Source organism: Rhizobium sp. RHZ02, from assembly GCF_014851575.1.
Taxonomy (GTDB): Bacteria; Pseudomonadota; Alphaproteobacteria; order Rhizobiales; family Rhizobiaceae; genus Rhizobium; species Rhizobium altiplani.
This window is the reverse complement of record NZ_JACUZX010000023.1, coordinates 34,636-46,377: the sequence shown is the minus strand read 5'-3', so window position 1 is coordinate 46,377 and position 11,742 is coordinate 34,636. Positions and strand designations below refer to the sequence as shown.

Genomic DNA, 11,742 nt, shown 5'->3' with positions numbered 1-11,742 from the left:
ACCTCACTCCTTCGGGCTTCCATTGACTGCCGATCACGACCATGGAAGCACCGATCCTCATATTCCTTCCGACATCCGGGTGGCCTTGGTATCCACTTCAGGCTCCACCGACATTCCGGACCGGAGCTTGCCGGCGATACCCTCGTCATCAATGAGGATCTTGACCGGAATGCGCTGCACGATCTTGGTGAAGTTTCCAGTCGCGTTGTCGGGTGGAAGCAACGAAAATTCCAGGCCGCTGGCGGGCGAGATGCTGTCGACGTGACCCTTCACCGTAAGATCCGGAAAGCTGTCGACCCTGATCTCGACGGTTTGGCCGGGGCGAACGTAAGTGAGTTGGGTTTCCTTGAAGTTCGCGACAACATACACGGCATGGAGCGGAACCACCGCCATGAGCTGGGTGCCGGACGAGACGAACTGGCCAACACGGATCGACCGCGCACCAACGGTTCCGTCGACTGCTGCAACAATGCTCGTATAGGAAAGGTTGAGTTTGGCCTGCTGGACGGCCGCCTCGGCTCGATCTCGCTGGGCTACGATCTGGTCGCGCTGTGTGCTAAGGACTCGCACTTTGTTCTGTGCGGCAACAAACGCGGCCTGATCGCGCTCTACCGCTGCAGACGCCTGATCCAATATGGACTGGCTCTGTTCGGCGCGCGACAGAGTACCGGACCCATTTGATGTCAGCCGCGCATTTCGCGCCGCATCAGATTTTGCAAAGTTATAGGATGCTTTCGAGACATCGACTGAGGCCCTCGCCTGCTCGATCACGGATGCCTGAAGTTCAATCTGCGCATCCAGGTTGGCAATGGCGGCCTCCGCACCTTGCAAGTCTGCGCGTGCCGAGTTGAGAGCGATCTGGAAATCGCGATCATCGATTGTTGCGAGAACCTGACCGGCTGTGACTGGGTCATTGTCGCTGACCCGCACGTCCTTGATATAGCCGGCCACTTTGGGGGCGACGGTCGTGTAGTCGGCCTTCACGTAGGCGTTGTCGGTAGACTCGATGAAGCGCCCGGCTGTCCAATAGTAATGGCCGTATCGAACACCAAACGCCGCGCCTGCGAGCAGGACCAAGGCGAGAGATCGTCTCTTCCAGAGGCTCCTGTTCGACTTCGCGGGCACTGTCGGCTTCAACGTATCGACAGGAGTCCCATCGGTGGTTCCTCTGTCAGTCTCGGCGGCTTTCTCGAAGGTATCCTGGCGAGGCAATTCGACCATCTTCCTTCTCCTGGCAATCTCCCGCGTTCAAAAACGCAGGCCCGGCGGCGGGGTGCCGCCAGGCCGTATCTGGTCAGGCAGCTGCCTGGGGACGTTGTGCAAACCACGTTTTGACGTCCAGCTTGCCAAGCTTGGCTGGTCCGAGAGGAACCAAGGACTGGTCATCGACTAGCGAACCGAAGTACCTGGCCTGGGGATCGACGACGACCGTTCGCTTGTCGCCGATAGCGGTGAGATAGCCCTTAACGAAATCACTCAGGGGCTTCTTCTCAGGCCCTGCGATTTCGATGGTTCGGTTCTCGGCAGCACCAGCAGCGGCCTCAGCGACGAAGCCTGCAACCTCGTCCGCAGCAATTGGCTGGAACGCGCCGTGCGAAACGTGGACTGTCCCATCGACGGTCGCGCTATCGGCAATCCCGCCCAGGAATTCGAGGAACTGGGTGGAGCGGACGATGGTGTATGGGATGCCACCCTTCTTGATGAGGTCTTCCTGAGCAACCTTGGCCCGGAAGTAACCGTTCTCGGACGATCTCTCGATGCCAACGATGGAAAGCGCGACGTGGTGGTCGACGCCTGCCGCGCGCTCTGCTTTGAGCAGGTTTGTTGTTGACGTTTGGAAGAACGAGAGAACGGCGCTCGGCTCAAATGACGGCGAGTTGGTGACGTCGAGTACGACGTTCGCGCCGGCAAGTACGTCGTCGAGTCCCTCGCCTGTGAGTGTGTTGACCCCGGTCGACGGGGACGACTGCACTACATCGTGTCCCTGCTTGCGCAGGCGCTCCGCAACTTTCGTTCCAACGAGGCCCGTGCCTCCGATGATGACGATTTTCATGGTTCTATCCTTTGAGACTGGATATCCACCGAGGACATCTCAGGTTTTGAGATTGAGGCAGTAGCAGGCGGCACTGCCGTCGCCTCCTCCCGCCCCACAGTAACTGCTTACTTGTCGGGGGTCGTCAGCTCCGTCTCGGCCGTGTCGACGACGAATACGGCAAGAATCTTCGCAGGCTTCGTGTTGCTCGCATTCGCGCTGACTTTATGGTGATCGCCGGAGACTTCGATCCAGTTTTCACCGGTCTTGTAGACCTTGACCGGGCCATCGTTGACCTGGCTCTTGATGCTGCCTTCGATCACGGTGGCGTAAATGAAGGCGCTTTTGGCGTGCGTGTGCGAGGGATTGGACCCGCCGGGACCGTATTCGACGAGCACGCCGCGCACGCTTTTTCCGGGTACGTTCGGAAGCACGTGGTCGAATACGATCGAGACCTTGGCATTGTGGGGTTTATCCGCGGCTACGGCAGGCACAGCCATCAGCGTTGCGCAAAGCAAGCCACTTGCGAGCCTTCGCATGGCAATTCTCCTTCGTTGACGTCATTGATTGTGACCGAAGCCGATCCTATGCGACGGGCATTGGGCACAATAGATATACGAAGGTTTGCCAAATCTATACGAAGGTTTGCCGAACCGACCGCGCCGGTTTGGGTCGATCGGATCGGCCGCCTGACTCTTGCCGCAGAGCGAACATGACCGGGCACGCCAGCGCGGGTGCCGACCGCGGTGTCAAAAACACACCAATTTGGACTAGTTTAGGCTTCCGTTGGGATGGGGTCGCCTTGATCGAGCCTCAAGGGTTCAGGTGTTCCCGGTGCGCGCGAAAGATCGACCGAATTCCTTTGAGCAAATCCAGTCTGCGCCGCTCATTGTGGATTGTCGGTACCCCGGAATTCACCCCGAGCCCTTCGCGATGAGCAAGATGGGCAGCGAGGTCTTCGGCGAGTTCCGGTCGTTCACGCATCAGCGGCGCAAAAGCAGTCTGGTCGATCTCATAGACGGTGACCCGCGTTACCGCATAGAGCCCATGTTGCTCTGCCATACCGGCGAGTGATCCCTGTTCTCCGAAAAAGTCTCCGGGGGCCAACCGCGCCACTTCCTCGTCACCCTTCCTCATTGCGATGATGCCCGCACGTACGATCATGAGGCTGGCAAGACGCCCCCCTTCCCGGACGATTTCAGCCCCCGGGGAAAAGGTTCGTCGGCTGGCAGACGCGACGAGGACATCGCGCTCTTCCTGGCTCAGCAATGAGAAGATCGAAATAGCGTCGATGAGGCTCTGCGCCGGGGGCGTCGCGGGACGCGGCGCGCTTCGAAGGTAGTCTCCTGCAAGTGGGCTTTCCGGGGGGAGCGCCAACTGCAGGCCGTTCGCCTTGCAATGACGATATACGAGGTCGATGACTTCGGTTCGCGCAGCACCTCGTTGCGCCGGGCTGGTGACGCGAAATTGCAGTTCGACAGTCACGGCGCTGCCGTCAATGCCGGCAAGCACGACGTTTGGGGGTGGCTGCTTCACGATGAGGTTGCAGCTGTCGAGCACGGTGTGCATCACCTCGACAATGGTTCGGGGCATGTGTGTCGGGGCAACCCGTATCGACAGGTCGATTTGATGGTTCTCGTCCGGCCGGCTGACATTCGTCAGCCCCAGCTTGGCCAGGACGCTATTGGGCAGCACCACGATGTTATGAGCGCCTGTCAAAAGGTAAGTCGAGCGCCAGTTGGTGGCGACAACACGTCCCTCGGTGCCATCGCTCAGATAAATGAAGTCTCCGATGACATAGGGGCGGCCTAGCGTGAGAGCGATGCCGGAAAATACGTCGCTCAAGGTGCTCTGTAGGGCAAGACCGAGAATGATGGCGATGACGCCAGACGTTGCCAGCAGCGTTCCGATCGGCACGCCGAAAACAAACGCCATGATTGACAACAGCACCCCGAGATAGACGAGTGCGACGATGAGATCCTGGATCAGTCTCGCTTCTCGTGGCCGCCCGTCCAGGACGATGTAGATACGAACGAAGCCGATCACGGCCCACGACAAATGGACCCACCAGAGAATCTTGGCCGATACCATCAACGCGTTGGCGCCGTTTAGGTCCGCGGGGTCGAAGCGGAACGGCACAATCCGAGCGTAGGCAAGCACGGCGGTCATTGACAGGAAGACTGCGATCTGAACGATCAGGCGCTGGGTCGGGCGTCCCTGTCCCTGCATATGCCAAATGACAATCCCAGCGAGCCCCATCACACTGATAAGCAGCGGCAGCAGGTGAACTTCATGACCCATCACGATCCCACAACGAAAAATTCTGACCCCATGCGCCGATCTAGAGGCGCACATGTCACGCGGCGGCTCAGCGCGACAGTCGAACATAGGCCGACGATGCGAGCGCGGCTACTACACCAAGGTTTACCCTCACGGCGATGCCACGGCGCATCGTTTGCGTCTTGCTGAGTGCTCATTGGGTCGCAGAGCGCCTTCCGTCCCTTCACCCGCACCATGACTTTCTATATAGCCGCTTGGACCGAATATAGAATCTCACTGATGCGCAATCCTCCCGAATACCAGAATCCCCTCCAGGGAATGGCCCTGATGGCAGGCGCGATGCTCGTGCTGCCGACGATGGATGCGATCGCCAAATACATGGCGACCGTCGAGGCGATGTCGCCCGGCCAGGTGACATTCTACCGCTTCTTCTTCCAGCTCGTGTGCACGCTGCCGTTCCTTTTCGCGGTATTCGGCCGCAAGGCGCTTCACGCCAAGCGCCCGTGGATGAATCTGTTGCGCGGTGCCCTCCATGGGGCGGCGAGTCTGCTCTTCTTCGTTGCCGTGAAATATATGCCGCTCGCGGACGTATTCGCGATCTATTTTGTCGAGCCCCTCATGCTCACGGCGCTGTCGGCGATCTTCCTCGGAGACAAGGTTGGCTGGCGTCGGTGGATGGCGATTGTCGTCGGGTTCGGTGGCGCAATGATCGTCATTCAGCCGAGCTATGAGATCTTCGGCCTGAAGGCGCTCTTACCCGTTTTCTGCGCCTTCCTGTACTCGCTTTATCTCTTCATGAACCGGGCGATCGGCATTGCTGACTCCCCGCTGACCATGCAGACGATGGCTGGTATCGGCGGCACCGCGTTCATGGCTGTCGCGTTGATCGCGGGCAATGGACTTGGCGTCGGCGATTTCCATCCCTCCCTGCCCTCCTCGGCATTGGGACTGGTTCTGCTGCTGATCCTCGGGACGATTTCGGGCTATGCCCATATGGTCATCGTCCGAGCCTTCCGGCTCGCACCGCTGTCGCTGCTCGCACCATTCCAGTATTTCGAGATCATTTCAGCAACAGTACTCGGCTACGCGCTATTCGGCGATTTTCCCAACGTTTCGAAGTGGATCGGCATCCTGATCATCGTCGCGTCCGGTCTCTTCATCATCTGGCGGGAGCGTGTGCAGGCGCGATCGTTAAAAACGTCGTGACTATTTGAGCGCGCCATTAACACTGCTTCTTGAGGGATCATCAATTCGCTCGCAGTAGAAGGGCCCTTCGGCCTCATGATGAGGTCCTGGAGACAAAAGATGAGCGAATTCCGTCTCGCTTTTCCGGCATGTGTGATTGCCGGGAAGCATCAGCTGACCACCGAAGACATCGGTCTGCTGCGCAAACATACCTTCCCGGAAGGCATCCGGACCGCCGACAACGTTGTCGCCATGTTGGCGCTGAACAATTCCTGCCCCGCAAAATGCCCGGAGTGGAACTCCTTCTTTGTGGAGCAACTCGCTGGCTTCATCGTCAACTATAGCTACCCTCAGGGGTCTCTCGACGAGATCAATGTGGCCTGGCTCATACGCATGGTCGCGACCGACGGCGTGGTCAATTCGGAGCTCGAGCTCGAACTGGTTCTGCACGTGATGGAGATCGCGGTAAACGTGCCGGATGAGTTGCGCGCCTTTGCACTCGATCAGTTACGTCTTGCGCTGGCGGAAAACGTCGGCGGATACCGGCTATCGCGCGCAGTGGATCGAAAGGGCATCACGCGACAGGATATCGATTACATGATGCGGGTTCTCCGCGGCATAAGCGATGCCGGCGTTATCAGTGCGCCGCCCCTCACTTGGGGCGTTATGATGCGGATCGCGGAGGAAACGCTGCCGGCGGGAAATCACCCGCGTTGGGCCGACATTCTCTCGGCGCTCCAACTCGTGGATTATGCCGAAGCCCCACGCCGCAGCCGATGGCTGAGGATCGTCGATGACAGTTTCGGCAACGAAACCGCCGTGGCCTGAGACACGCCGATATTCTTTCGGCTGATTGTGCGTTCCGGGGTTTTATGCGTAAAACTTCGGAACGCATGTTTTGGGTGGAGTCTCCATGTTCAAGAAAATCCTGATCGCGAACCGCGGCGAGATCGCTTGCCGCGTCATCAAGACTGCGCGCCGCATGGGAATTGCGACGGTGGCCGTCTACTCGGATGCGGATCGGGATGCACTCCACGTGGAGATGGCTGATGAGGCCGTTCATATCGGTCCCGCTGCGGCGGCCGAAAGCTACCTCGTGGCGAACAAGATTATCGCTGCCTGCAAACAGACGGGCGCCGAAGCGGTTCATCCCGGCTATGGCTTCCTCTCCGAGCGAGCGTCGTTTTGTGAAGCTCTGGAGAAGGAAGGCATTGTCTTCATCGGTCCGAAGCCGAAAGCCATCATGGCGATGGGCGACAAGATCGAGTCGAAGAAGTTCGCCAACGCCGCCAAGGTCTCCACCGTCCCCGGCTATCTCGGCGTCATAGAGGATGCGTCTCACGCGGAAAAGATCGCAGCCGAGATCGGTTACCCCGTCATGATCAAGGCGTCTGCCGGCGGCGGCGGCAAGGGCATGCGCATTGCCTGGAGCGAAGCGGAAGTCCGCGACGGCTTCGACCGAGCGCGTTCCGAGGCGAAGAGTTCCTTCGGCGACGATCGCGTATTCATCGAAAAATATGTTGTCGAGCCCCGCCACATCGAGATCCAGGTGCTCGCGGACGGGCACGGCAACGTCGTCTATCTCGGCGAACGCGAATGCTCCATCCAGCGCCGCAACCAGAAAGTCGTCGAAGAGGCTCCCTCGCCCTTCCTTGATGCGGAAACTCGCGCGGCCATGGGCGAGCAGTCGGTCGCGCTCGCCCGCGCCGTGGACTACCAAAGCGCCGGCACGGTGGAATTCATCGTCGATCGTGACCGTAATTTCTATTTTCTGGAAATGAACACGCGCCTGCAGGTCGAGCATCCGGTTACCGAACTGGTGACGGGTATCGACCTGGTCGAACAGATGATCCGCGTTGCAGCCGGTGAAAAGCTCCCCTTTACACAGAGCGACATAAAGCTGAACGGCTGGGCGATCGAGAGCCGGTTATATGCCGAGGATCCCTACCGAAACTTTCTTCCATCGATCGGGCGCCTAACGCGATATCGGCCACCCGCCGAAGGCAAGTCCGGTAACACCATCGTGCGCAACGACACGGGCGTTTTCGAAGGTGCCGAGATTTCGATGTACTACGATCCGATGATCGCGAAGCTCTGCACCTGGGCCCCGACACGTCTTGAAGCGATCGAGGCGATGGGCGAGGCACTCGACGGTTTCGTCGTCGACGGAATTGAACACAACGTCCCCTTCCTGGCCGCGCTGATGAAGCACCCCCGCTGGCGCGAAGGGCGTCTGTCGACCGGTTTCATCGCGGAGGAATACCCTGATGGATTTGCGCCGATGGTACCGGACGCACATCAGCAAGCCACCCTCGCGGCCGTCGCTCTTTCTGCGTCTCTCGTTGAAGCCAACCGTCGGGAGCGCTTCGCCGATCGCTTGCGCGGCCCCTCCGGCGCGACCCGTGAGGACTGGACCGTCAGGCTGGGTGACAGTTACGTCGATGCACGTCTGGTCGATGGGCTCGTGACGATCCCGTTCGACATGGACATCCAGATTGGCGGCAAGATTTCCAATGTCGTCACCGACTGGAGACCTGGCGATTCCGTTTGGCGCGGCAAGGTCGCGGGCCAAAGCGTGATTGCGCAGATCCGCCCGGTTCTCAATGGCCTCCGGCTGGACTGGCAGGGAATATCGCTGAAAGCCAAGGTATTGACGCCCCGACATGCCGCACTCGATAAGCTGATGCCAGTGAAGCTTCCGCCGGATACGTCGAAGCTGCTGCTCTGCCCGATGCCTGGTCTCGTCGTTTCGATTGCCGTGGTCGAGGGCCAGGAAGTCAAAGCGGGCGAAACGCTTGCCGTGGTCGAAGCCATGAAAATGGAAAACGTGCTGCGCGCCGAGCGCGATTTGGTCGTCAGCAAGATCAACGCCAAGCCCGGAGAGAGCCTTGCCGTTGATGCCGTCATTCTCGAGTTTGCCTGACGGACGCTAACGCCTCTTGCTGCCTCGCTGGTTAGGTTTTGTTAACGGCTGGCCGCCTATCGTGGCCCCACCGGCGGGATGCCCGGTGGAGGTAGCAAATGACGGCGCTGCAATCGGCGACCCTCTTGCTGGTCATAAATCTCGGTTTTCTCTGGCTTCTGATGCGAATCCCGCTGGGACGCAGAACCATTTGCCTCAGCCGGACCTACGGATGCTCCCCCGATAGACTCTGGAACGCGATGAACCCCGCCGGTCCGGACGCATCCTGGCACCACTCGGTCATCAGCAGTCACGCCCTTGCCGATCGGCGCGGCGTGGTGGAACAGACCTACTGGCATCTCGACAAGAACGGCGCGCCGTCCCGACGGCTACTTGCATTGGAACCGTTGCCATGGATGGCGAGCAATGCCCACGGCTTCCAGGCTCACATCATCGATGACAGCACGCTGGATCCCACATTCTGGGACCACTACCGGGAGCGCCGTATGATTCGACCGACACCCGATGGTGCGCTGCTGGAAATCGAACAGACCGACCGCTACCGTGGCTTGGCGTTCCTCTTGTTCCGCTATTTCGTCCTGCGCCGGGAAATGAAGGCGCTCGATGGATGGTTGAAAACAGGGGAGTCGCTGCCACAGGGCTACTTTGAGCGACCTCTGGTCCAAGGCGGTCTTGCGGTGTTGTCGACACTGCTGCTCTGGCCCTTCCTTGGGTTCGATGCAGGTGGCCTGATGCTCTCGACATTCCTGACCCTTGTCATTGTCTTCCATGAACTCGGGCATATGGCGGCCTACCGCATGTTCGGTCACGCATCCGTCAGGATGATCTTCGTGCCATTGCTGGGTGGCATCGCGGTCGGCGGGAGGCCCTACCGGTCGCTATTCGAGGTGGCGACCTGCGCCCTTATGGGTGCAGGAATGTCGGCTTTCCTTGTCCCGATCCTCGCGGTCGCCACGCAGCTCGCCGATGCCGGTCTGCTGCCCTTGGCGTCACGTGGACCTCTGCTCATCTTCCTGTTGATCCTCGGCGCTTTCAACCTGCTGAACCTGCTGCCGATGCACCGTTTCGACGGCGGCCAGGTGCTCCGGCAAATTTTCCGCACGCGAAGGTCGCAGATTGCGGCCAGTTTTGTTGTCACCCTGTGCATTCTCGGCATCGGATTCGAGATCGGTTTGCCGGCGAACGTGCTAACCGCGGGCCTGCTCGTTTTCACGCTTGTTAGCCTCGTCAGCGGCGCTTCCGTGAAGCCGCGCCAGATGCTCGAAGAGATGAAGGACGGCGAGCGCATGCTGGTTGCCTTCGGCCTCTACGCGGCCATCGCGGTGCATGGCTATGCCATTATTTTCGCAACTGAAAAGCTCTTTTGACGCAGGCCGTATAGGGATTGGCGCAATCAGCCTATTCGAGGCGGAAACTCACGCCCACGGACAGTTTTCCCTTGAGCGGGCCGCGTCGTGCGTGCAAAGCTCCGCCCAATCAAATCAGTAGGAGCATCTGACATGGACGTTCGCGCCGCCGTTGCCGTACAGGCTGGAAAACCGCTTGAAGTGATGACCGTTCAGTTGGAGGGACCGCGAGCCGGCGAAGTGCTGGTCGAGGTGAAAGCGACCGGCATCTGCCACACGGATGATTTCACCCTCTCGGGCGCCGATCCGGAAGGTCTGTTTCCGGCGATCCTCGGCCATGAGGGCGCCGGCATCGTCGTCGATGTCGGTCCAGGTGTGACCTCGGTGAAGAAGGGTGACCATGTCATTCCGCTCTACACGCCGGAATGCCGCGAATGCCCGTCCTGCCTGTCGCGCAAGACCAATCTGTGCACCGCCATCCGCTCGACACAGGGCCAGGGGCTGATGCCGGATGGCACTTCGCGCTTCTCGATCGGCAAGGACAAGATCCACCACTATATGGGCTGCTCAACCTTCGCCAACTACACGGTGCTGCCGGAGATCGCCGTCGCCAAAGTCAATCCCGACGCACCCTTCGACAAGATCTGCTATATCGGCTGCGGCGTAACCACGGGCATCGGCGCCGTCATCAACACCGCCAAGGTGGAGATGGGCGCGACCGCGATCGTCTTCGGTCTCGGCGGCATCGGCCTTAACGTCATCCAGGGCCTGCGCCTCGCCGGCGCCGACATGATCATCGGCGTTGATCTCAACAACGACAAGAAGGCCTGGGGCGAGCGCTTCGGCATGACGCATTTCGTCAACCCGAAGGAGGTCGGCGACGACATCGTGCCTTACCTCGTCAACATGACGAAGCGCGGCGCCGACCAGATCGGTGGCGCAGACTATACCTTCGACTGCACCGGCAACACCAAGGTCATGCGTCAGGCGCTGGAATCCTCGCATCGCGGCTGGGGCAAGTCCGTGGTCATCGGTGTTGCGGGTGCCGGCCAGGAGATCTCTACCCGGCCGTTCCAGCTGGTTACCGGTCGCTCCTGGATGGGCACGGCCTTTGGCGGCGCACGTGGCCGCACCGATGTGCCGAAGATCGTCGATTGGTACATGCAGGGCAAGATCGAGATCGATCCGATGATCACCCACACCATGCCGCTCGAAGACATCAACAAGGGCTTCGAACTCATGCATTCCGGCGAAAGCATCCGAAGCGTGGTACTGTATTGAGGCGAGGACGACGGAATGCGGTGCGACTTTAAAATGGCCTGCGGCTTTTTCGCAAATTGATCCTGATTTGGGAGCCGTGGGCAGCTAAGGAGGAGGAGCTGAACATGCCAAGTCAAGTATCGCTGCACCCCGCCCTCGACGGCGGTGTGAAAAAGGGCCAGGCAAATTTCAACGGCGGCACGCTGGTCTGCGCCTGCGTCGACCGTCCTGTGAAGGTCGCTATCAAGGGTACTATCGCGCACAATCACGCCTGCGGCTGCACGAAATGCTGGAAGCCGAAGGGAGCGGCTTTTTCAGTGGTCGCCGTGACCCCGCATGAAAACGTCACGGTGCTGGAAAATGGCGACAAGCTGCAGGTCGTCGATCCGGATGCGCTGATCCAGCGCCATGCCTGCAAGGCCTGCGGCGTTCATATGTACGGACCGGTGGAGCGCGAACATGCCTTCAAAGGGCTCGATTTCATTCATCCGGAACGCTTTCAGGAGAGTGGCTGGCCGGAGCCGACATTCGCGGCCTTCGTGTCGTCGATCATCGAATCCGGCACGCCGCCTTCGGCGATGGCAGGTGTCCGCGGTCGCCTGAACGAGCTAGGCCTCACGCCCTATGATTGCCTGAACCCAACGCTGATGGATGTCATCGCAACCTGGTTGGCGAAAAAGGCAGGCACACTGAAGGAAGCCTGACGTCTTGAACGA

10 protein-coding genes are annotated in these 11,742 nt (G+C 59.8%); 6 read left to right on the top strand and 4 right to left on the bottom strand.

Annotation, left to right across the window (positions count from 1 at the left end):
* Positions 1 to 57: 57 nt before the first annotated feature.
* From IB244_RS24305 to IB244_RS24290, 4 genes are all read right to left on the bottom strand, one after another.
* Entirely contained in the window at positions 58 to 1,221 is a 1,164-nt protein-coding gene (locus IB244_RS24305; RefSeq protein WP_029792319.1) for an HlyD family secretion protein, read from the bottom strand.
* A 73-nt stretch (positions 1,222 to 1,294) separates the two neighbouring features.
* Positions 1,295 to 2,053: an SDR family oxidoreductase gene (locus IB244_RS24300; protein ID WP_018854939.1), complete on the bottom strand. Its 759-nt coding sequence runs from the start codon at positions 2,051 to 2,053 to the stop codon at positions 1,295 to 1,297.
* 107 nt (positions 2,054 to 2,160) lie between these two features.
* Complete coding sequence (locus tag IB244_RS24295; RefSeq protein WP_029792320.1) at positions 2,161 to 2,571, bottom strand: cupin domain-containing protein; 411 nt, start codon at positions 2,569 to 2,571, stop codon at positions 2,161 to 2,163.
* Between the two features lie 274 nt (positions 2,572 to 2,845).
* Positions 2,846 to 4,333, bottom strand: coding sequence for a mechanosensitive ion channel family protein (locus tag IB244_RS24290; RefSeq protein WP_029792321.1), 1,488 nt, complete (start codon positions 4,331 to 4,333; stop codon positions 2,846 to 2,848).
* A gap of 306 nt (positions 4,334 to 4,639) precedes the next feature.
* On the opposite strand from IB244_RS24290, the gene IB244_RS24285 reads away from it, so the two are divergent.
* The 6 genes from IB244_RS24285 to gfa all read left to right on the top strand — a co-directional run bounded on the left by IB244_RS24285 (position 4,640) and on the right by gfa (position 11,730).
* Positions 4,640 to 5,518: a DMT family transporter gene (locus IB244_RS24285; RefSeq protein ID WP_049809231.1), complete on the top strand. Its 879-nt coding sequence runs from the start codon at positions 4,640 to 4,642 to the stop codon at positions 5,516 to 5,518.
* A 99-nt stretch (positions 5,519 to 5,617) separates the two neighbouring features.
* Positions 5,618 to 6,325: a hypothetical protein gene (locus IB244_RS24280; RefSeq protein WP_018854935.1), complete on the top strand. Its 708-nt coding sequence runs from the start codon at positions 5,618 to 5,620 to the stop codon at positions 6,323 to 6,325.
* Positions 6,326 to 6,410: 85 nt separating this feature from the next.
* Complete coding sequence (locus IB244_RS24275) at positions 6,411 to 8,420, top strand: acetyl/propionyl/methylcrotonyl-CoA carboxylase subunit alpha (protein ID WP_018854934.1); 2,010 nt, start codon at positions 6,411 to 6,413, stop codon at positions 8,418 to 8,420.
* Positions 8,421 to 8,518: 98 nt separating this feature from the next.
* A complete protein-coding gene (locus IB244_RS24270) occupies positions 8,519 to 9,787 on the top strand; it encodes a hypothetical protein (RefSeq protein ID WP_029792325.1) in 1,269 nt (422 codons plus the stop codon).
* A 132-nt stretch (positions 9,788 to 9,919) separates the two neighbouring features.
* Positions 9,920 to 11,047, top strand: a complete 1,128-nt coding sequence (locus tag IB244_RS24265; protein WP_018854932.1) for an S-(hydroxymethyl)glutathione dehydrogenase/class III alcohol dehydrogenase — start codon at positions 9,920 to 9,922, stop codon at positions 11,045 to 11,047.
* 104 nt (positions 11,048 to 11,151) lie between these two features.
* Positions 11,152 to 11,730, top strand: a complete 579-nt coding sequence (gene gfa, locus IB244_RS24260; protein WP_029792327.1) for an S-(hydroxymethyl)glutathione synthase — start codon at positions 11,152 to 11,154, stop codon at positions 11,728 to 11,730.
* Positions 11,731 to 11,742 lie beyond the last annotated feature (12 nt).